Annotated in this window: 21 protein-coding genes and 2 other annotated features; of the genes, 9 read left to right on the top strand and 12 right to left on the bottom strand. The window is 31.0% G+C overall.

Annotated features, from left to right (window positions below):
• Nucleotides 1–264: 264 nt before the first annotated feature.
• From J2Z43_RS14515 to dnaA, 12 genes are all read right to left on the bottom strand, one after another.
• Nucleotides 265–1,041: a SigB/SigF/SigG family RNA polymerase sigma factor gene (locus J2Z43_RS14515; protein WP_027700821.1), complete on the bottom strand. Its 777-nt coding sequence runs from the start codon at nt 1,039–1,041 to the stop codon at nt 265–267.
• Nucleotides 1,041–1,427, bottom strand: coding sequence for an ATP-binding protein (locus J2Z43_RS14510; protein ID WP_209457795.1), 387 nt, complete (start codon nt 1,425–1,427; stop codon nt 1,041–1,043). Before J2Z43_RS14510 ends, J2Z43_RS14515 begins: the two co-directional genes overlap by 1 nt.
• A 24-nt stretch (nt 1,428–1,451) precedes the next feature.
• Entirely contained in the window at nt 1,452–1,769 is a 318-nt protein-coding gene (locus tag J2Z43_RS14505; RefSeq protein ID WP_209457792.1) for an STAS domain-containing protein, read from the bottom strand.
• Nucleotides 1,770–1,787: 18 nt separating this feature from the next.
• A complete protein-coding gene (locus tag J2Z43_RS14500) occupies nt 1,788–2,048 on the bottom strand; it encodes a DUF948 domain-containing protein (RefSeq protein WP_209457791.1) in 261 nt (86 codons plus the stop codon).
• Nucleotides 2,048–2,338, bottom strand: a complete 291-nt coding sequence (locus J2Z43_RS14495) for a YtxH domain-containing protein (protein WP_209457790.1) — start codon at nt 2,336–2,338, stop codon at nt 2,048–2,050. The genes J2Z43_RS14500 and J2Z43_RS14495 overlap by 1 nt, the downstream gene beginning before the upstream one ends.
• Nucleotides 2,339–2,400: 62 nt before the next feature.
• Nucleotides 2,401–4,827, bottom strand: a complete 2,427-nt coding sequence (gene gyrA / locus J2Z43_RS14490) for a DNA gyrase subunit A (protein ID WP_209457789.1) — start codon at nt 4,825–4,827, stop codon at nt 2,401–2,403.
• 20 nt (nt 4,828–4,847) lie between these two features.
• Nucleotides 4,848–6,749 carry a DNA topoisomerase (ATP-hydrolyzing) subunit B gene (gene gyrB, locus J2Z43_RS14485; protein WP_209457788.1) on the bottom strand — a complete coding sequence of 634 codons (1,902 nt, stop codon included), beginning with the start codon at nt 6,747–6,749 and terminating at the stop codon, nt 4,848–4,850.
• Nucleotides 6,750–7,865: a DNA replication/repair protein RecF gene (recF, locus tag J2Z43_RS14480; protein WP_209457787.1), complete on the bottom strand. Its 1,116-nt coding sequence runs from the start codon at nt 7,863–7,865 to the stop codon at nt 6,750–6,752.
• A 14-nt stretch (nt 7,866–7,879) separates the two neighbouring features.
• Nucleotides 7,880–8,086, bottom strand: a complete 207-nt coding sequence (locus J2Z43_RS14475) for an RNA-binding S4 domain-containing protein (RefSeq protein ID WP_209457786.1) — start codon at nt 8,084–8,086, stop codon at nt 7,880–7,882.
• 161 nt (nt 8,087–8,247) lie between these two features.
• Nucleotides 8,248–9,468 carry a homoserine dehydrogenase gene (locus J2Z43_RS14470; RefSeq protein ID WP_209457785.1) on the bottom strand — a complete coding sequence of 407 codons (1,221 nt, stop codon included), beginning with the start codon at nt 9,466–9,468 and terminating at the stop codon, nt 8,248–8,250.
• 282 nt (nt 9,469–9,750) lie between these two features.
• Nucleotides 9,751–9,983 (bottom strand) — a binding site (T-box leader).
• A 203-nt stretch (nt 9,984–10,186) separates the two neighbouring features.
• Nucleotides 10,187–10,424 (bottom strand) — a binding site (T-box leader).
• 56 nt (nt 10,425–10,480) lie between these two features.
• Complete coding sequence (gene dnaN / locus J2Z43_RS14465; RefSeq protein WP_209457784.1) at nt 10,481–11,578, bottom strand: DNA polymerase III subunit beta; 1,098 nt, start codon at nt 11,576–11,578, stop codon at nt 10,481–10,483.
• Between the two features lie 242 nt (nt 11,579–11,820).
• Complete coding sequence (dnaA, locus tag J2Z43_RS14460) at nt 11,821–13,140, bottom strand: chromosomal replication initiator protein DnaA (protein WP_027700831.1); 1,320 nt, start codon at nt 13,138–13,140, stop codon at nt 11,821–11,823.
• A gap of 583 nt (nt 13,141–13,723) precedes the next feature.
• On the opposite strand from dnaA, the gene rpmH reads away from it, so the two are divergent.
• The 9 genes from rpmH (at nt 13,724) to noc (ending at nt 21,057) form a co-directional block, all read left to right on the top strand.
• Nucleotides 13,724–13,858 carry a 50S ribosomal protein L34 gene (gene rpmH / locus J2Z43_RS14455; protein ID WP_029791683.1) on the top strand — a complete coding sequence of 45 codons (135 nt, stop codon included), beginning with the start codon at nt 13,724–13,726 and terminating at the stop codon, nt 13,856–13,858.
• A 74-nt stretch (nt 13,859–13,932) separates the two neighbouring features.
• The gene (gene rnpA / locus J2Z43_RS14450) at nt 13,933–14,277 is read left to right on the top strand and encodes a ribonuclease P protein component (RefSeq protein ID WP_024621733.1); all 345 of its coding nucleotides are present in this window, start codon (nt 13,933–13,935) and stop codon (nt 14,275–14,277) included.
• Nucleotides 14,278–14,317: 40 nt separating this feature from the next.
• Nucleotides 14,318–14,569 (top strand): membrane protein insertion efficiency factor YidD, encoded by a 252-nt coding sequence (yidD, locus tag J2Z43_RS14445; RefSeq protein ID WP_024621734.1) that lies wholly within the window; start codon nt 14,318–14,320, stop codon nt 14,567–14,569.
• A 30-nt stretch (nt 14,570–14,599) separates the two neighbouring features.
• Nucleotides 14,600–15,307: a YidC/Oxa1 family membrane protein insertase gene (locus tag J2Z43_RS14440; RefSeq protein ID WP_209457783.1), complete on the top strand. Its 708-nt coding sequence runs from the start codon at nt 14,600–14,602 to the stop codon at nt 15,305–15,307.
• The gene (gene jag / locus J2Z43_RS14435) at nt 15,273–15,977 is read left to right on the top strand and encodes an RNA-binding cell elongation regulator Jag/EloR (protein ID WP_209457782.1); all 705 of its coding nucleotides are present in this window, start codon (nt 15,273–15,275) and stop codon (nt 15,975–15,977) included. Before J2Z43_RS14440 ends, jag begins: the two co-directional genes overlap by 35 nt.
• A 113-nt stretch (nt 15,978–16,090) precedes the next feature.
• Complete coding sequence (gene mnmE, locus J2Z43_RS14430) at nt 16,091–17,470, top strand: tRNA uridine-5-carboxymethylaminomethyl(34) synthesis GTPase MnmE (RefSeq protein ID WP_327786978.1); 1,380 nt, start codon at nt 16,091–16,093, stop codon at nt 17,468–17,470.
• 47 nt (nt 17,471–17,517) lie between these two features.
• On the top strand, nt 17,518–19,416 hold the full coding sequence (mnmG, locus tag J2Z43_RS14425) for a tRNA uridine-5-carboxymethylaminomethyl(34) synthesis enzyme MnmG (RefSeq protein WP_209457780.1): 1,899 nt from the start codon (nt 17,518–17,520) through the stop codon (nt 19,414–19,416).
• Complete coding sequence (rsmG, locus tag J2Z43_RS14420) at nt 19,406–20,125, top strand: 16S rRNA (guanine(527)-N(7))-methyltransferase RsmG (protein WP_027700837.1); 720 nt, start codon at nt 19,406–19,408, stop codon at nt 20,123–20,125. The genes mnmG and rsmG overlap by 11 nt, the downstream gene beginning before the upstream one ends.
• 146 nt (nt 20,126–20,271) lie before the next feature.
• Nucleotides 20,272–21,057 carry a nucleoid occlusion protein gene (noc, locus tag J2Z43_RS14415; RefSeq protein WP_209457779.1) on the top strand — a complete coding sequence of 262 codons (786 nt, stop codon included), beginning with the start codon at nt 20,272–20,274 and terminating at the stop codon, nt 21,055–21,057.
• Nucleotides 21,058–21,101: the final 44 nt, after the last annotated feature.

Below are 21,101 nucleotides of genomic sequence, written 5' to 3'. Positions count from 1 at the left end.
ACGCCGCCAGCGTTCATCCTGAGCCAGGATCAAACTCTCAATAATAATTTGACCTGCTCAGATACTATCGTTATCTTTAATATCTGGCTTTATATAGTTTGTTTCTTGTTTTCTTATAAATTAACCTACTGTTTAATTTTCAATGTTCTTTTTCTTTTAACACTTATTTGTTTAAATGTTGTTTGTTCTTTTGTGCTGCGACCTCGTGGTCACTTGCTACAAGTAATACTATACTACGCACAAAAGAACATGTCAACACTTTTTTTAATAATAATTTTTTTTATAATCTTTTTTTAGTTTATCTATTACTTTTTTCTCAAGTCTCGAAACCGACATTTGAGATATTTCAAGCTCTTTAGCTATACTAGACTGAGTTTTCTCTTCAAAATATCTATCTTTAAATATTTTAAGTTCAAGCTCATTTAGAGTATCCATGAATTTATTAATGTAGTCATTATACTCTATATTGCTAAAGTCTATATCTTCTTTACCTATTCTATCTATAAGTGTGATGTCTTTATCATCAGAGTCATCTTTACTTGAAGAATCAAGAGACATGGGTTGATACCCATATGAAGCTTCCATTGCTTCTAGCACTTCTTCTTGAGTGCAACCAATATAATCAGCTATATCTTTTACTTTAGGATATTTTTTATTTTCTTGCTCGAGCTTAATTCTTGCTTCACTAATTTTTTTATTTAATTCTTGAATTCTTCTTGGTACTCTTAGCGCCCATACTTTATCTCTAAAATATTTTTTTATTTCACCAACTATTGTAGGAGTCGCAAAACTAGAGAATTCAAAACCTTTATCTATATCATATCTATCGATAGCATAAATCAAGGCCAATGAAGCAACTTGATATATATCTTCGTATTCTACACCTTTGTTAGCATACTTTTTAGACAATAGCCTAGCTAAATATAGGTATTTTTCAACCAATATATTTCTAATTTCTCTATTTCTGCTATCTTTATATAATTTAAAAAGCTCTTTCGTATCCATATTTAAGTAGTTTGTAGCATTAGCTACATTTTTCATTAAATATCAACTCCTAAATACTTAGTCATTTTTATAATTGTACCTTTTCCATCTCCAGAGTCTATTTCAACTTCATCCATAAGTGTCTTGATTATATAAATACCAAGCCCTCCTTCTTTTGGATTGGATAAATCAACAGCTTCAATAGAATCTATGTCGTACCCCTTGCCTTGATCTTTAATTTCGATACATAATCCATTTTTTAATAATTTAAACTCAATTAAAAAGTAATTAACCTCACTGTGTCTTATTGCATTTGTACATGCTTCTGACACGGCAACTTTAATATCTTCTATTTCATCAACTGAAAAACCTACTTTATTAGCCACACCAGACGTAGCTAATCTTATTATACCTACGTAGTCTGGATTCGTAGAGATTTCCATTTTTATAGTATCACAAGTCAAGTTCTATCCCTCCAATTTAAATATTTTATCCAGACCTGTTATTGTGAAAATCTTTTTTACATTGCTTTTAGGATTGGATATATATATTTGTTTGTCATTTAGTTTAAGTTTTTTCAATACTCCAATCATAACACCAAGACCTGTAGAGTCTATGTAATCTAATTCTTTCAGATTAATTTTCATATCTAACATACTCTTTTCCAATAAACTGTGTAAGTTCTCTTTTAATTTATCAGCACTAGAAATATCTAACTCACCTTCTAGCGATATTTCCCAAAACTCTTTTGTAGAATCAAGTCTAGAATCAATTCCTATAGACATATAAATCCTCCTATTATCTTATTTCTTTTTTACTACATTAAAAATATTAATAAGTCCAACTAATTTACTGATAAAGCTACTTATATTTTCAATGTCATCACTTACAGATGTCACATTTTTTATTATATCTTCTATATTTCTTTCATTGTGATCAACTATCTTATACACTTTTTCGACTGATTTATTTAGGCTATTTAATAGTTTGGCTATGTACACAGCTACTATCACAGTTGAAACTCCGATTAATACAGCGCCAATTTGCCATCCCCATGCACTCATTAATTAACCTCTCCCTCATTATTAAAAGTTTTACTTATTACTATATCTTCTTCAGAAATCTTTATATCTTCATCCTCGTCTCCATCGTCGACAAAGCTAGTTATTTTTTCTTTTACTTCATCGTAAGTTTCTTTAATAGCATCTTTAGGATTTTCTTTTACTTCTTTTATCTTCACTTTTGCGTCTTTTCTAAGTTCAATACCTTTTTTTGGTGCAAAGAATATACCAAATAAAAATCCAAAGATGGCTCCTAGAAATAAAATTCCACCTTTTTTATTGTTTTTACTCATACATGTACCTCCTAATTAGTTTTTATTAAATATATTATAACAAAAAGAATAGGATTTTCATCCTATTCTTCATCAATATTTATTTTTGCGATAGATACAACATTTACTTCTTCATTTGTTTTTATTAGTTTTACTCCACTTGTAACTCTTCCGAATAGTGAAATTTCATTAACTTTTAATCTAATAAGAACACCGTTAGAGTTTATGATCATGATCTCATCATCTTCATTAACCATTTCAGCTCCAATTATAGTACCTGTTTTTTCTGTAATATTGTAAGTCTTAATACCTTTACCGGATCTTATCTGTGATCTGTATTCCTCTATATCGGTTCTCTTACCGAAACCATATTGACTCACAACAAGTACATCATTTCCTTCGCTACATACATTCATAGAAACTACAATATCACCTTTAGATAGAGTTATACCTTTAACTCCCATAGCTGTTCTACCCATATGTCTTATATCATTTTCGTTAAATCTAATAGACATAGCCTTTTCAGTAACAAGTAGTACATCTTGGTTTCCATCTGTAGTTTTAACTCCAATAAGCTCGTCATCATCTCTTAAGCCTATTGCAATAAGACCAGATTTATTTATATTTTTAAACTCATCCTTCTTAGTTTTCTTTACGATACCTTTTTTAGTAGTAAATAATAAGTATTTGCTCTCATCATCGCCATCTATTGGAATAAGTGTAGCTATTTTCTCTCCAGGTCCTAGTTGAAGTAAGTTAACTATAGCAGTACCTTTAGCTTGTCTCTTTCCTTCTGGTATCTCGTAAGCATCAAGTTTGAATACTCTACCTCTATTTGTAAAGAATAAAAGTCTACTATGAGTAGTAGTAGTTACAAGCTGTCTTACGAAATCCTCATCTCTAGTTGTGATAGCAGATATACCTCTTCCACCTCTTTTTTGGCTTCTATAAGTATCTGATGGAAGTCTCTTAATATAACCGAAATGTGTAAGAGTTATAGCGATTTCTTCATCGTCTATTAGGTCTCTCATATCTATTTCGCCTTCAGCATGAACTATTTCAGTTCTTCTCTCATCGCTATATTTAGTTTTTATTTCAGTCATTTCATCTTTAATTATTTGTAAAAGAAGTCTTTCATTAGCAAGAATTTCTTTTAATCTATTTATAGTTTTTAATAACTCTTCATATTCAGCGTCAATTTTATCTCTCTCTAAACCAGTAAGTCTTTGAAGTCTCATATCTAGTATAGCTTGAGCTTGAATGTCTGAAAGTTTAAATCTCTCCATTAAACCAGCTTTTGCTTCTTGACCAGTCTTAGAAGATCTTATTAATTTTATTACCTCATCTATATTGTCTAGAGCTATTTTCAATCCCTCTAATATATGAGCTCTTGCTTCAGCTTTATTAAGTTCAAACTTAGTTCTTCTAGTAACTACATCTCTTTGATGTTGAATGTAATGATAAAGAATTTGCTTTAAGTTTAGTACTTTAGGCTCTCCATTTACAAGTGCAAGCATAATTATACTAAATGTATCTTCCATCTGAGAGTGTTTGTATAGATTGTTTAAAACTATATTTGCATTTGCATCTCTCTTAAGCTCTATAACTATTCTCATACCATTTCTATTACTCTCATCTCTAAGGTCAGATATACCTTCTAGTTTCTTTTCTTTAACTAGCTCGGCAATTCTTTCAACAAGTTTAGCTTTATTTACTTGGTAAGGAATTTCAGTAACAACTATTTGCTGTCTGTCATTAGCTCTTTCTTCTATAATAGCTCTTGCTCTAACCTTAACCTTACCTCTACCAGTTTGATAAGCTTGAGATATATTTTCTTTCCCCATTATAATTGCTGAAGTAGGGAAATCTGGACCTTGTACAAAAGGTATCAATTCATCTACTGAGCATTCAGGGTTATCTATTAAATGAATAGTTGCATCTATTACTTCACCTAAGTTATGAGGTGGTATAGATGTTGCCATACCAACCGCTATACCATTAGATCCATTAACTAATAAGTTTGGATATCTAGCAGGAAGTACAGATGGTTCTTTTAACGATTCATCAAAGTTATTTACAAAATCTACAGTCTCTTTATCTATATCTCTAAGAAGCTCTAAAGAAAGCTTACTCATTCTAGCCTCAGTGTAACGCATTGCGGCTGGAGAATCGCCATCTACAGAACCGAAGTTACCGTGACCATCTACTAATAGCGCTCTAGTTGAGAAATCTTGAGCCATTCTAACCATTGCTAGGTAAACTGCACTATCACCGTGTGGATGGTACTTACCTAGTACGTCCCCGACGATACGGGCTGATTTTCTATGTGGTTTATCTGGCGTTAAGTTTAACTCACTCATAGAATAAAGGATTCTTCTATGAACTGGCTTTAATCCATCTCTTACATCAGGAAGGGCACGACCAGCTATAACACTCATTGAATAATCAATATATGATTTTTTCATTTCCTCCGCTATCTCAATAGGGAGTACTCTATTTGTATTTTCCATGTAAACTCATCTCCTTCTTCCTATATGTCTAAGTTTCTTACATATTTAGCATTCTTTTCAATAAACTCTTTTCTAGGGGCTACCTTGTCTCCCATAAGCATGGAGAATACTTCATCAGCTATTACAGCATCTTCAATGTCTACTTGAAGTAAAGTTCTCTTTTCAGGATCCATCGTTGTATCCCATAACTGCTCAGCGTTCATCTCTCCAAGACCTTTGTATCTTTGTATGTCTACACCAGTTCTGCCTATCTCTTCTAATAGTTCAGTTAATTCCTCATCTGAGTACACATAGTGTTCTTGTTTTTGTTTTTTAATCTTGTATAGAGGCGGTTGAGCTGCATAAACATAACCATGCTCTATAAGAGGTCTCATATATCTAAATAAGAATGTCAGAAGTAGAGTTCTTATATGAGCTCCATCGACATCGGCATCGGTCATTATAACTATTTTATGGTATCTAGACTTTTCTAAATCGAAATCTTCAGCAATACCACAACCAAATGCAGTTATCATATTTTTAATTTCCTCAGAAGATAGTATTCTATCTAATCTAGATTTTTCAACGTTTAATATCTTACCTCTAAGCGGAAGTATAGCTTGAGTATGTCTATCTCTTCCTTGCTTAGCTGATCCGCCGGCTGAGTCCCCTTCGACTATAAATATCTCACTCTTTGCAGGATCTTTTTCAGCACAGTCAGCCAACTTACCTGGAAGCGATGTACTTTCAAGAACACTCTTTCTTCTAGTAAGCTCTCTAGCTTTCTTTGCCGCTTCTCTTGCTCTTTGAGCTCTAAGCGCTTTGTCTACTACTATTCTTGCAGTCGTTGGATTTTCTTCAAAGAAAGATCCAAGTTCTTCCATAGTTACACTGTCAACTAAACCTCTCATAAATGTATTTCCTAGTTTAGTCTTAGTTTGTCCCTCAAATTGAGGGTCAGTAAGTTTTACAGAAAGTACTACTGTTAGACCTTCTCTAACATCCTCCCCTGATAAACTCGCTTCACCATCTTTTAAGTATTTATTTCTCTTTGCATAATCATTTATAGTCTTTGTAAGTGCAGATTTCAACCCACTAAGATGCGATCCACCCTCATGTGTATTTATGTTGTTTGCAAATGAGTAAATGTTCTCTGTGTAACCATCTGTATACTGCATTGCTAACTCTATAACACAGTCATCAGCTTTTTTATCTAAATATATTATTTCATCATGAATTCCTGTTCTAGATTTATTTAAGTATTTAACGTACTCAATAAGTCCTCCAGTGTAGTGGAATTCTTTAATTTTTTCATGTTCGGATCTTTTATCTTCAAAAATTATCTTTACGCCTTTATTTAAGAATGATAATTCTCTTAGTCTGTACTCTAATGTCTCATATTTAAAGTCAATTTCATCAAATATAGTAGCATCTGGCATGAATTGTATTGTTACTCCAGTGTGGCCAGATTCTCCAACCACTTCCAATGCCCCTTGAACTATACCCTTTTTATAGGTTTGTCTATAAATTTTTCCATCTCTTCTAACTTCAGCAATCATCCACTCAGAAAGAGCATTAACTACAGAAACCCCAACACCGTGAAGACCTCCAGATACTTTGTATCCTCCACCGCCGAATTTACCTCCAGCATGTAGATTAGTAAGAACTGTCTCTAGTGTAGACTTTCCTGTTTTAGGATGTAGCTCAACCGGTATACCTCTTCCATTATCTACTACACTAACACTTCCGTCTTCGTTTATTGAAACGTATATCTCTGTACAGTATCCTTGCAACGCCTCATCTATACTATTATCTACAACCTCATATACTAAGTGATGTAAACCCCTTGGTCCTGTAGAACCAATATACATTCCAGGTCTTTTTCTAACGGCCTCTAATCCTTCAAGGACCTGAATCTGACTTGCACCATATTCTTGCTCCATCTACTTACCTCCATTCTCTATGCTAACAATTTCACCATTGTCTATATTAAAAATAGTTGTATTGTTTTTATCGAAAATATTTTTATGTGAAATTTCAGCTGTTGTAATAAACATCTGAATATTATCTAGCTTTTCAACCAGCAATCTTTGCCTAACTTCATCTAACTCACTGAAAACATCGTCTAAAATTAAAACCGGAAATTCTCCAACTTCTTGTCTAATAAGCTCGATTTCAGACAGCTTAAGTGATATTGAAGCTGTTCTCTGTTGTCCTTGAGATCCATATAATCTAACATCTAAATCGTCTATATAAATATTTAAATCATCTCTGTGGATTCCATACTTGGTTGTCCTCATTTCAATATCATTAGATCTATTTGAAGATAATTTTTCAATCAGTTTATTGTATACTGTATCAGTATTATCATCTTCTGTTAAATTTATCTGATTTTTATACTCAATAGACAGTATTTCCTTCTCATCGGTTAAATCCTTATGAAATGATTTAGATATGTTGGATAATTTTTTTATAAAATCTCTCCTCAAAATATAAATATAGCATCCATACTTAGCTAGGTTAGTATCGTAAACATCCAATAGGTTTTCATCGACATATCGACTTTTAAGAAGTTTATTTCTCTGTAAAAGTATTTTATTGTAATTTGATAGATAATTATAATACTTAGGCATTATTTGACTTATTTCTTTGTCGATAAATGATCTTCTCTCTTTCGGTCCGTCTTTTACAAGTTTTAAGTCTTCAGGAGAAAATATAACCACGTTCAGATTTCCAAGTAATTCCTGTATTTTCTGTATTGGAATTTTATTTATCTTTATGCCTTTTTTATTTTTACTAACAATAATCTCAATTTTCTTTAAACCACTAGCTTTATCAAAGTTTCCGCCAATATATAAATTTTCACTATTAAATTTAATTAATTCTTTATCCTTGCTCGTTCTAAATGACTTGCCAATAGACAATATATAAATAGATTCTACTATATTTGTTTTGCCTTGACCATTTTTACCAATAAGTAGATTTATATTTTTATTAAATTCTACGTACAACTTCTCATAATTTCTAAAATTAACAAGCTGTAAATTTTTAAGGTTCACTCATATTCCCCCGTTTACAGTACTCTTAATTTTTCATCTTCAACTTCTACTATGTCTCCAGGCTTTAATTTACGGCCTCTACTTAGTTCTATTTCACCATTGACCTTGACTAAACCTTCTTTTATTAAAATTTTAGAATGTCCACCAGTCGATGTTATCTCTGCAAGCTTAAGAAATTGATCTAATTTTATAAATTCTGAATCTATTGGTATATCAATCATAAGAAGTCCTCCTATTTTATTAATTTAATATGAAAAAATATTCATCTAATTTTATATTATATCATAAAAAATCGATAAAAGCCTATATTTGATTAAGTTGAGCTTTCATCGATTTTTTATTATACTATATATTTTTATATTTTTGACATTAGTTTTTAATTTTAAACTATTTTTAATAATTTATTATATTTTTCACAGTATCCTTTGTCTTTTATTAAACATAGGCTGTTGTTTATCTCATATTCAGAATTTGCATTTACTAAAATAACAAGTTCATCTTCATCATCACTTAACACCTTGTAATCTATAAGGCAATCCTCAATAACTTTTAGTATATCTTTTCTATTGTAGTTTTTAAACCTCAGAAGTGCTCCACATTTTTCTCTTACAATTTGCTTTATATTCATTTTTTCTTTAGTAAACGACTCTACATTTGAAATTCGATTGTCAATTATATCTATTACATCTGAATAAACCGCACTACCTGTGGCCAAGCTTCCCGCTCCTTTACCTACAAAAGATACTTCTCCTACAGAATCTCCATTAACAACAACTATATTGAACTCATTGTCTATTCTAGCAAGAATATTATCTTTTCCTAATAAAACTGGTCTGACAAATGCGCTTACTTTGTCGTTTTCATACTTACTTTGCCCTATTAGTTTTATTTTGCACTCTAATTGTTTTGCATACTCTATATCCTTTTCATCTATTTCAGTTATCCCTTCCAGATACGCATCTTTCCAGTAGATTTGTTTGTCGTAAGCCAAAGTAGATAGAATCGCAAGTTTTCTAGCCGCATCATATCCCAAAACATCAGAATCGGGATTAGCTTCAGCAAAACCTAATTCCTGAGCCTGCTTTAACGCAACATCATAAGACAAGTTTTCTTCATACATCTTTGATAGTATAAAATTAGTAGTTCCGTTTAAGATCGCATTGATACTATTGATCCTGTTACCTCCTAGAGACTCAATAATCGATTTAATAATAGGAATTCCTCCTGCAACCGATGCTTCAAATTTCAGACTTACATTATTTCTTATAGCTATCTCAGTAAGTTCGTATCCGTACTCTGCCATAAGATCTTTATTTGCTGTCACTACATGGATTCCATTATTCAACGCCCTTTTTATATATTCGAATGTTGGATTCAAATTCCCCATTACTTCAACAAGTATATCTATATCGCCTTTAAAAACTTCGTCTACGTCATCAGTAACAATATCGAAATGCTCCCTGTTTATGTGTTTTTCTTTATTATTTACAAGTATTTTATAAACTTCTATATAATTCTTATCTTTATTTTTTTCAATAATTTCTATAAATCCACTTCCAACTGTTCCATATCCAAGTACCCCTATTTTTATTTTATTATTCATAATTGCCCTCCTAAATTTATTTTTTATATTATTTGTAAATTTATAGAGCAACTGGTCAGTTCTCTCACCTTGTTACTAAATCCGATTATTAAAAATACATACTTGAAACATTTGCTTTTCATTTTTAAATTTACAATTCTCAGACTTAAATCCAATTTATTATTTATAACTTTCTTTATATCTTTGTATACAGATATTGATTTAATATTTTTTAAATTTCTCATATGTATTTTAATCTCCTCTCCAATAAAATTTTGTACAAAAAAATAGACTAATCCCAAATAAAGGGACGAGTCTATTTCGCGGTTCCACCCAATTTGAGGTATTTCAAAATATTGAAAAGCCTCCACTTTGTACTTTAACGCAGCTAACGGTTAATCTTACTAAAACTATGTAACTTCAGATTACAGCTCCTAGGTAGTTTTCAATTCCTCTAACTTGAAAAGTCTCTCAGCCGGTGGACTTTTTTCTCTGGCAGTCGAATTAAATTTACTCTTCCTATTCATCGCTTTTTATTATTAAATTATATATACATATTTTTTTATAAATATCATAACATTCAATGATTTATCTCATTTTTTATAGAATATTTATTATAAAAAAATATACAATAAATATTTTATTTTTAAATTTCTAAATTATTTTAAGTTTATTGCATTTAATTATATTTATACATTTTTCAAGAATTTGTGCATAAAAAAACCCCCATCCTTATCGAAATAAGGACGAGAGTGCATTTCCCGCGGTTCCACCAAATTTAATCTCCATAATTTTGAAGATTCACTTTAACAACTATAACGTAGTTAACGACTTTTCTTACTGAAATCTATTTAGATAACTTCAGAAAGTAGCTCCTAGGTAGTTTTCAATCTCTCTAATTTAAAAGGTCTTTCAGCCGATGAACCTTTCTCTCTTAAAACCGAATTAGATCTACTCTTCCTATTCATTGCTTTTTGTATATTGTACACTATTATAGTTATCTAAATCTCTGTTGTCAATAGTTATTTTATGCTTACGATACTCTTACTGGTAATAATAGATAAGTATAGTCAGTTTCATTTGAAGGTTTTATAATACAAGGGTTTACATTTGTTGTAAGTTCTATAAATATTTCTTCGCTTTCTATGTTTTTTAAACCTTCTATAAAATATCTAGAGTTAAAAGCTATATCCAAATAATCTCCATCAAGTTCAAGGGCAACTTCTTCATATACATTACCTTTTTCAGTGTTTGAAGTAATAGCCATTATTTCATCTCTTATAGAAAGTTTTATAAGATTATTCTTTTCTGTTTGAGAAAGAAGTGATGCTCTTTCTATACTATCCAATAAATCTCTAGTATTTAATTTTACTTTAGTATTGTATTCCTTTGGAAGAAGTTTTTTATAGTCTATGAAATCTCCTTCTAGAAGTCTAGTTATAATTTTAGTGTCTTTTATCATAAATACTGCATTTTTTTCGTTAAATCCAAGTCCTATACTCTCTTCGCTTGTAAGTAAGCTATTTACATCTATCAATGTTTTGCCTGGAATTATAACTTTTACATTTTGTAACTGATTTTCGAAATTAGAAGTTCTAACTGCAAGTCTATATCCGTCAATAGCAACTAAGCTAATATTTCCATCTTGTATTTCTAATAATTCTCCCATTAGTATAGGTTTTGTTTGGTCTTGAGATATAGCAAAAACTGTCTGCTTTATCATATTTTTAAGAAGTTCCTGTGGTATATCACAAAGAGCACCATCCTCAACATCTGGAAGTTTTGGGAATTCTTTAGCAGGATACCCCTTTATTTTAAATTTAGAGTTTACACAATTTATATAAATGTTATTTTCATTATCTGTTTCTAGCTCTACAAATGAATCAGGCAACTTTCTTATGATATCCCCAAACAATCTAGCATCAACTACAATTTCTCCTTCTTCTTGTACTTCTGCCTGTGTATAAGTTTCTATTCCGATCTCTGCATCATAACCTGTTATTTTCAATTGATCATTCTTCGCAACTAATAATATACCTTTTAGTAGTTCTATAGTAGTTTTACTATTAATGGCTTTTTGAGCTATTCCGATTTTATTAGCTAAAGTTTTTTGGTTTATGATTATCTTCATTGTGGATAACCTCCTTTTTCAATAAATATAAAAAATTAAAGTAATAAGATAGTAGTCATAGTAGTAGGTGTTGTTGATTATGTGCATAAGTATATAAGGCCCAATAAACGTAAAGATATTAACCTGTGTACTACATGTTAATATCTTTGTTGTTTAAAAGTTAATATTTTGTGAATAAGTTTGAGCTAAAAAAATATGCACATCTTATCAAGAGGTTATAAACATGCTACTGTGTATAATCCCTACCCCTTTAATTCCGATATTATTTTGTTTATTTTATACTTTACATCTTCGTCTGCTTCTATATCTTTGGAAACTTTGTCACATGCGTGTATTACAGTGGTATGATCTCTTCCGCCGAATTCTTCACCTATTTTCGGAAGAGATAAATCTGTAAGCTCTCTAGTTAAGTACATAGCTATCTGTCTAGGATATGCTATAGATCTAGTTCTCCTCTTAGAATTGAAGTCTTCCATCTTTATATTGAATACAGAGGATACTTTTTCTTTAATTCTAGGGATATTAACCTCTTCACTTTGTGAATTAGATATAATATCTTTTAATGCTTCAGTAGCTAAATCTTGTGTAATCAACCTATTGCTAAGTGATGAATAAGCTACAACTCTAGTAAGAGCGCCTTCAAGTTCCCTTATATTTGACTTGATATTTTGCGCAATATAAGACATTACCTCATTTGGGACTTCTATTCTCTCCATTTGGGCTTTTTTTCTAAGTATAGCTATACGAGTTTCGTAATCTGGAGCTTGTATATCAGTTATAAGCCCCATTTCAAATCTAGATCTCAATCTATCTTCTAGTGTAGGAATATCTTTTGGAGGTCTATCGCTCGAAATTATTATCTGTTTGTTTGCTTCGTGTAGAGTATTAAAAGTATGGAAGAACTCCTCTTGAGTTCTCTCTTTACCAGCAATAAACTGGATATCATCTATTAATAGAACGTCTACGTTTCTGTATTTATTTCTAAAATTTTCGTTTTTATCATCTTTTATTGAGTTAATAAGTTCATTTGTAAACTTTTCAGATGATACATACACTACCTTCGAATCCTTTTTTTGGCCTGCTATATGATGACCAATTGCCTGCATTAAGTGTGTTTTACCTAGTCCAACACCACCGTACAAAAACAGTGGGTTGTATGCTTTAGCTGGAGATTCTGCAACAGCTACACATGCAGCATGAGCGAATCTATTACTGTTACCTATGACAAATGTATCAAAAGTATACTTTGGATTTAAATTTGTATAGATTTTTTTAAACTCCGTGTAGTTCTCTTCTGAATTAATATCATCAATTTCCTTTTCACTAAGTACAAATTTTATATTGTATTGTTTCAATGAAACTTGTTTTATAGTGTCTTGTAGTATACTAAGGTATCTGTCTTCTAGCATACCTTTGTTAAACTCATTAGGAACAAGAAGATATAGATCGTTCATTTGTATTTTTAGCGGAACAATGCTTTTAAATAGTGAAATATAACTCGTTGTACCTATATCACCTTTAATTAATTGCAAAGTTTTATCCCATAAAGAAACTACCTCCATAATATAAACCTCCGTACCGATTTAGTTTTTTCCACAATATATTAACAAAAACAACGAATATATTTATAAAATTACAATTGCTTAAAATATATGGATAGTTATGTTGATAAATAAATATTATTGTAAAATTTAAGATAAATATAAACAACTTGTAGATAAAATTATTAACGTTATAAATATTAGTATAACTAAGGTTTAAATGATAATAATAAAAGTTATTAACATCTTTATCCACAACCTGTGTATAATTCTGGATAAGTTAATATAGTTATCAACTTATCAACAAGTATATTAATAATATCAAAATATATATCAAACTTCAAGAATTTATCCAGAATATTAACAGCCTGTTGATAAAATTATCAACTATTATAATTACTTTGCTTATATATAGTAGTAAAAAGTGATTATGTCTCTAATTTTTTCTATTTAGGTATTTTTTTGTAAATCTTTCAAACTCCGATAAAAACTCGTTGACAAGTAGTTAAAAAGTATTTATAATTGTATGTGTTATATTTACTCTGACGGTAAAGTTATTTTTTTTAATAAACGGAAAACAGAATGAGAAAGGCGGTGCCATATAATGAAGAGAACTTATCAACCTAAAAAGAGACAAAGAAAGAAAGAGCATGGTTTCAGAAAAAGAATGAAAACATCTAACGGAAGAAATGTGTTAAAGAGAAGAAGAACTAGAGGTAGAAATAGATTAACTCATTAGTTACAGGAGGCCGCTTATATAGTGGCCTTTTTGTGTAATTTTACGAGATTTATTTGTGTTTATGGAGGTAAATGATGTACTTTAGTAGAACAAACGGTATAAAAAAGGATTCTGATTTTAGAAAGGTATATAAACACGGTAAATCTTTTGCAAACAAATATTTAGTAATATATATACTGAAGAATAGATCAGATACAAGTAGAATTGGAATATCTGTTTCTAAAAAAGTAGGAAAAGCCGTTACAAGAAACAAAGTTCGAAGATTAATAAAAGAAGCTTACAGATTAAATATAGATAATAAAATCAAGCCGGGATATGATATAGTATTTATAGCTAGAGTTTCTAGCTCAAATGCTAGCTTTGAAGATATAGATAAATCTGTGAAATACTTGGTTAAAAAAACTGGCGTGTCTAATTAATGTACTTTATATTATAAGTATATAATAAGGAGGTAATATTTTGAATAAAATAGTTTACTTATTAAAAGGTATTGGAGCTTTCTTAGCGAAGTTCTGTATATATATAGTAAGGTTTTATCAAAAATATATTTCTCCACTTAAAGGCCCTACGTGTAGATTTTATCCAACGTGTTCACAATATTCGATAGATGCATTTAAAAAGTATGGATTATTAAAAGGTATGTATTTGTCAATAAAGAGAATCTTAAAATGTCATCCATTTCATCCAGGAGGATACGACCCTGTGAAGTAAAATAGACATTATTATTTGGGAGGTTTAAATTTGAATTTTATAGGAGAAATATTAGGACAAGTTCTTAGGGTAATATTTGAATTTGTTAATCACTATGGATTATCGATCATTTTATTTACGATAATTATAAAGTTTATACTATTACCGCTTACAGTTAAGCAGACTAAGTCGACGCAGGCGATGCAAGAAATTCAGCCTCGCATAAAGGAAATACAAGAAAAGTACAAAAATAAACCAGAGAAACAAAATCAAGAAATTCAAAAGTTATACTCAGAATCTAAGATAAACCCTCTTGCAGGATGTCTACCTCTTTTGGTACAAATGCCTATAATAATAGGACTATTTTGGGTGCTTAAAGATCCAGTTAAATTTGGTGTTTTTGATTCGCAGTCTGCCTTTAAAATAGCAGATACAGGATTTTTATGGATAAAAAGTTTAACAACGCCTGATTATATAATGGCTATTTTTTCTGGGGTTAGTGCGTTTTTAATGCAAAAAATCACAACTCCTACTGATCAATTAGAAGGTTCTATGAAAGCTATGACTTATGTAATGACTGGGTTCTCATTTTATTGGGGATTTATTTTTCCAGCAGGACTTACACTTTATTGGACAGTAAGTAATCTATTCTCAGCAGCACAACACTTATTGATAGTTGGTCCATTAAAACGAAGACTTGCTAACGCTAAGGAGGATACAATCAATGATTCAAAGCCTAGAATTAAAAAGCAAAAATAAAGAAGGTGCTATATCTCAAGCTTTAGCTAAATTTAATGCAAAACGAGAAGATATAGAAGTAGAGGTTATTGAAAACCCAAGTAAAGGCTTCTTAGGTTTAATAGGGGCTAAAGATGGAGTTTACAAGATAACTCTAATAGAAAAAGCAGCACAAGTAAAATCGGAGCAAATAATAGCTGAAACAGAAACGGAAGTAGCTGTATCAGGAGAAGAAAAAAAATCTGAAGCAGAGATTTCAAAGAATTTTGTTGAAGGAATTCTAAAAAATTCGAATATCGATGCAGAAGTTAAGGTGGTTCAAGAAGGAAATTTAATAAAAATTGATATCGTTGGAAAAGATGCTTCTAGCTTGATTGGTAGAAGAGGAGAGACTTTAGACTCTATTCAACTTTTAACTGGACTAGCTTTAAATAAGATAAATAAAGACTCTAAGATGAGAGTTCTTATAGACATAGGCAACTACAGAAAAAAGAGAAAAGAATCTTTAATCAGATATGCAAACAAAGTTGCAAGAGAAGTTGCCAAAACTAAAAAGACAAAGAAATTGGATTATATGAATCCTTATGAGAGAAGAATTATACATTCAGCTCTACAAAATGATAAGTATGTTATAACTTACAGCGAAGGAACAGATCCATATAGAAGATTAGTGATCGAATGTAAAGGGTAAAAGATAGCCTCCTATGTGATAGGGGGTTTTATTTTTTAAATTTATTATATATAATATTTAGGGTTATAATAATAGTTAATAAATTGAAATGAATAAATTGAGAGGTGATGTCCTTGTTTATAGATGATACAATAGTTGCAATAGCTACAGCACCTGGTGAAGGTGGTATTGGAATACTTAGAATAAGTGGAGAAAAATCTCTGGAGGTAGCTCAGAGTATTTTTAAGTCTGTTTCTGGAAAGAGAATAGACGAGTACAACAACAGTACTTTGATATACGGAAATATTGTCGACAATGATAAAATTATAGATGAAGTACTGCTTGCTTATATGAAAGGTCCAAAATCTTATACAGCAGAAGATGTAGTAGAGATAAACTGCCATGGTGGTTTTATATCTGTAAAGAAAATTTTAGAGCTTATACTTTCTAAAGATGTAAGACTTGCTGAAGCAGGGGAATTTACAAAAAGAGCTTTCTTAAACGGAAGAATAGACTTATCTCAAGCTGAGGCAGTAATAGATGTGATAAACGCTAAAACTAGCAAATCTCATGAGGTAGCTCAGGAGCAATTAGAAGGGGCTCTATCTCTTAAGATAAGAAGCTTAAGAGACAAGGTAACAGAGCTACTTGCCCACGTTACAGTAGCGATAGATTACCCAGAAGAAGATATAGAGTTTATTACTTACAATACGCTTAAAGAAAAAACAGAAGAACTAGAAAAGGAAATCAAAAAGCTTTTTGATTCATCTGAGAGTGGAAAGATATTTAGAGAGGGACTTAAAACAGTAATAATCGGCAAGCCAAATGTCGGAAAATCTTCTCTATTAAACTTGATTTTAGGTGAAAAGAGAGCGATTGTAACAGATATACCTGGTACAACTCGAGATGTTATAGAAGAGTTTGTAAACTTGAGGGGAATTCCTATTAAGATAGTTGATACAGCTGGAATAAGAGAGACTGAAGATGTAGTGGAGAAAATAGGTGTAGAAAAATCTAGAAAATCACTTTCGAGCGCTGATTTAGTGATTATGGTTCTAGATTACTCTGAAAAACTTACAGATGAAGATATAGAAATACTCGAAAACATTGATAAGAGCAAGACTGTAGTTTTATTAAATAAAGCAGATCTAAAAAAACAAATTGAAGAAGAAAAAATAAGTAATTATGTAGAAAATAATAGTATAATAGAGATAAGTGCATTAAAACAAGAAGGCATAGAAAAATTAGAAGATAAAATAGAAAGTCTAGTTTATAAAGGCGAGGTAAGAAACTCTTCCGATATAGTAATAAGCAATACTAGACATAGAGATGCACTGGCTAAAGCACATAAATCTGTATTGGATGCACTAGATGCAATCTATCAAAATATGCCACTGGATTTTATAGAGGTAGATCTTAAAAATATATGGGATTACCTTGGATACATTAATGGAGATACTGTTACAGAAGATTTACTGGATAATATATTCAGCAACTTCTGCATTGGGAAATAAATATACTGTTTTTCATGAAACTCAAGTATAAAGAAAGGAGCCGTAAAATGAAAAGATATAGAGCAGGAGAATACGACTTTGTAGTAGTTGGAGCAGGACATGCAGGATGTGAAGCTTCTTTAGCTACAGCTAGAATGGGTTATAAAACTCTAATGGTTACAATGTCATTAGATTCAATTGCATTACTTGCATGCAATCCTTCAATAGGAGGTACAGGTAAAGGTCAATTGGTAAAAGAGATAGATGCACTCGGCGGTGAGATGGGTGTAAATATAGATAAGACTTTTATACAAAGCAGAATGTTGAATACAGCTAAAGGACCAGCTGTTCATTCACTTAGAACACAGGCGGATAAGTTTAAGTACCATGAGGAAATGAAAAGAACTCTTGAGAATGAACCTAATATTGATTTAGTTATGGATGAAGTAGTAGATATAATAGCTGAAGACAATATTGTAAAAGGGGTTGTTACAAAATTAGGTTGTGAGTACTATGCAAAAGCAGTAATACTTGCAACAGGAGTTTATCTAAACTCAAAAATACACATAGGAGAAATTTCGTTTAACGAAGGTCCTAATGCCCTTGGATACGCTAAAAATTTAACTGAAAGCTTAGTTAATTTGGGGCTTAGAATGAGAAGATTTAAAACTGGTACTCCAGCTAGAGTACACAGAGATAGTATAGATTTCTCTGTTATGGAGATACAAGATGGAGATGAGAAGATAACGCCATTTTCTTTTATGAGCGATAACTTACAAATAAATCAAGAACCTTGTTATTTAACTAGAACTACGGAAAACACAAAAGAAGTTATAATGAATAATTTAAATAGATCGGCTATGTACAGTGGTGAAATAGATAGTACAGGAGCGAGATATTGTCCGTCTATAGAGGACAAAGTAGTTAGATTTAGTGATAAAACATCTCATCAGTTATTTATAGAGCCAGAGGGGTCTGATACTAAGGAGATGTACGTTCAAGGTATATCTACTAGTTTACCTTATGAAATACAAGTTGAGATGTATAGAACTATAAAAGGGTTTGAAAATTGCAAGATAATGAGACCTGCATACGCTATAGAGTACGATTGTGTAGACCCTACACAACTTAAAATAAACCTAGAGATAAAAGGTGTAGAAAATCTATTTAGTGCTGGACAATTTAACGGTACTTCTGGATATGAAGAAGCTGCATCTCAAGGTCTGATGGCTGGAATTAACGCGGTTAGAAAAATAGAAGGTAAAGAGCCTTTTATACTAGATAGATCTGAGGCATATATAGGCGTTCTTTTGGATGATTTAGTTACAAAAGGAACTAACGAGCCTTATAGAATTATGACTTCTAGAGCTGAGTACAGATTATATTTAAGACAAGATAATGCAGATATGAGGCTTACAGAAAAAGGATATGAAATTGGTCTAGTTACAGAAGAGAGATACAAAAGATTTTTAAATAAAAAAGATCAAGTACAACAAGAATTTGATAGACTAAAATCAGAAAGAGTTACTCCAAAAGATGTAAATGATCAATTGGAAAAATTAAATGCCTCACCTATAAAAGTTGGAATATCTCTATACGAATTTTTAAAAAGACCAGAAGTAACTTATGCTCTTATTGAAATGATAGGTAAAGGTCCGGAGTATAAAGTTTCAAATGAGGTCAAAAATCAATGTGAAGTTATGACTAAGTATGAAGGTTATATAGATAAACAATTAAAGCAAATAGATCAGTTTAAGAAACTAGAAAATAAAAAACTAGATGAGAATTTAAATTATTCGTCTATTGATGGGCTAAAGATAGAAGCCAGACAAAAACTGGATGAGATAAAACCTATATCGATAGGACAAGCATCACGTATATCAGGAGTTTCACCTGCAGATATATCAGTACTTCTTATATATTTAGAGCAGATGAAAAAGACTAGAGGAGGAAATAATGAACAATAGGGATTTATTGAAATCTGGGATTGAAGGATTCGGAATAGATGTTGACGAAAGCATGTTAGATAAGTTTAGTAACTACAGAGAAATTCTTGTAGAATGGAATCAGAAGATGAATTTAACTGGAATAGAGGAAGAAAAAGAAGTGTTCATAAAGCACTTCTTGGATTCTATTTCTTCAGTTAAAAATGGGTATATAAAAGACGGTATATCCATTATAGATGTTGGAACAGGTGCTGGATTTCCGGGAATACCTTTAAGAGTATGCTTAAAAGATATAAAGTTGACACTTCTTGACTCATTGAACAAAAGAATAAACTTTCTTCAGACAGTTGGAGAAGAATTAGATTTAAATAATATAAATTATATACATGGAAGAGCAGAGGACTTTGGGAAAGATGCAGATTATAGAGAAAAATACGATGTTGCAACAGCAAGAGCAGTTGCTGGGCTTCCTGCTTTATTAGAGCTTTGCATACCTTTTGTAAAGGTCGGTGGTTATTTTATATGTTTAAAAGGTCCAAATGCAGACCTTGAACTTGAGGATTCAAAAAATGCTATGAGACTTTTAGGAGTAGAATTCGTAGAAAAGATTGATATAGTCTTACCAGATATAGATTTGAGTCATAATATATTAGTTTTTGTTAAAAAGATGAAGACTCCATCTAAATACCCAAGAAAAGCTGGAAAACCATCAAAAAATCCTATATTATAGAATATAATGAACAAAACACTCTGACATTTCCCAGGAAATATTTTAATTTATTTTTAATAGATAAAAATAGAGGTTTTATCAAAGTTGATGAAGAAATTAACTTTATATACGGAAATATATTTATATCTAAATAAGAGAGGTATGTTATGGAAGAAAAAAGAGTTATAGAGATAGCTGTAGATAAGTTAGTTCCAAATCCATATCAACCGAGAAAGGTTTTTTCACAAGTTTCATTGGAAGAATTAAGTAATTCTATAAAATCTTATGGAATACTTCAACCAATAACAGTTCGAGCTAAAGATGATAAATATGAATTGATTGCAGGTGAAAGAAGATTTAGAGCTGCAAAACTTGCGGGTTTAGAAACTGTTCCGGCGATTGTTAATAATATGGATGATGAATCATCTGCAGTTTTAGCTTTATTAGAAAATTTGCAGAGGGAAGATCTAAACTTTATTGAGGAATCTATAGGTTATGATAATTTAATAAGAGAGCACCACTTTACTCAACAACAGTTAGCTGAAAAGTTAGGAAAGAATCAGTCCACTATAGCCAACAAGCTTAGAATACTAAAATTACCTAATGTAATAAAAACTAGTTTAATAGAGAATAGTCTAACAGAGAGACATGCAAGAGCGTTTCTCAAGTTACCTAACGAAGAACTGATGTTACAAGTTTTAGATAAAGTAATAAAAAATGAATTAACAGTTAAGAAGACAGAAAAACTGATTAAGGACATTTTAGAAGGTTTGAACGATAACTCAGAGCAAGATAAAAAACAGAATATAAAAGGTGCTATGAGTATAAGAATATACCTAAATACTTTAAAGCAAGCCTTTGATGCTATAACTAATACAGGTATTGAAGCCAAATACAATGAGATAGATAAGGGAGACTATATGGAAGTCATTGTTAAAATCCCTAAAAAATAGAGATTACTGTATATCAGTAATCTTTTTTATTATAAATACTTTAG

This window comes from Metaclostridioides mangenotii (genome assembly GCF_017873185.1).
Lineage (GTDB): Bacteria > Bacillota > Clostridia > Peptostreptococcales > Peptostreptococcaceae > Metaclostridioides > Metaclostridioides mangenotii.
This window is presented reverse-complemented; position numbering and strand designations above follow the sequence as displayed.

Excerpts from the sequence above, each read along its gene's own strand:
- gyrA (WP_209457789.1), bottom strand. The coding sequence starts at position 4,827 with ATGGAAAATACAAATAGAGTACTCCCTATTGAGATAGCGGAGGAAATG.
- J2Z43_RS14470 (WP_209457785.1), bottom strand. The coding sequence starts at position 9,468 with ATGAATAATAAAATAAAAATAGGGGTACTTGGATATGGAACAGTTGGA.
- dnaN (WP_209457784.1), bottom strand. The coding sequence starts at position 11,578 with ATGAAGATAATCATAAACCAAAAAACTTTAGCTAATAAAATCGGAATA.
- J2Z43_RS14475 (WP_209457786.1), bottom strand. The coding sequence starts at position 8,086 with ATGATTGATATACCAATAGATTCAGAATTTATAAAATTAGATCAATTT.
- J2Z43_RS14495 (WP_209457790.1), bottom strand. The coding sequence starts at position 2,338 with ATGAGTAAAAACAATAAAAAAGGTGGAATTTTATTTCTAGGAGCCATC.
- jag (WP_209457782.1), top strand. The coding sequence starts at position 15,273 with ATGATTCAAAGCCTAGAATTAAAAAGCAAAAATAAAGAAGGTGCTATA.
- mnmG (WP_209457780.1), top strand. The coding sequence starts at position 17,518 with ATGAAAAGATATAGAGCAGGAGAATACGACTTTGTAGTAGTTGGAGCA.
- J2Z43_RS14515 (WP_027700821.1), bottom strand. The coding sequence starts at position 1,041 with ATGAAAAATGTAGCTAATGCTACAAACTACTTAAATATGGATACGAAA.
- dnaA (WP_027700831.1), bottom strand. The coding sequence starts at position 13,140 with ATGGAGGTAGTTTCTTTATGGGATAAAACTTTGCAATTAATTAAAGGT.
- J2Z43_RS14505 (WP_209457792.1), bottom strand. The coding sequence starts at position 1,769 with ATGTCTATAGGAATTGATTCTAGACTTGATTCTACAAAAGAGTTTTGG.
- J2Z43_RS14510 (WP_209457795.1), bottom strand. The coding sequence starts at position 1,427 with ATGGAAATCTCTACGAATCCAGACTACGTAGGTATAATAAGATTAGCT.
- rsmG (WP_027700837.1), top strand. The coding sequence starts at position 19,406 with ATGAACAATAGGGATTTATTGAAATCTGGGATTGAAGGATTCGGAATA.
- gyrB (WP_209457788.1), bottom strand. The coding sequence starts at position 6,749 with ATGGAGCAAGAATATGGTGCAAGTCAGATTCAGGTCCTTGAAGGATTA.
- rpmH (WP_029791683.1), top strand. The coding sequence starts at position 13,724 with ATGAAGAGAACTTATCAACCTAAAAAGAGACAAAGAAAGAAAGAGCAT.
- J2Z43_RS14500 (WP_209457791.1), bottom strand. The coding sequence starts at position 2,048 with ATGAGTGCATGGGGATGGCAAATTGGCGCTGTATTAATCGGAGTTTCA.
- rnpA (WP_024621733.1), top strand. The coding sequence starts at position 13,933 with ATGTACTTTAGTAGAACAAACGGTATAAAAAAGGATTCTGATTTTAGA.
- noc (WP_209457779.1), top strand. The coding sequence starts at position 20,272 with ATGGAAGAAAAAAGAGTTATAGAGATAGCTGTAGATAAGTTAGTTCCA.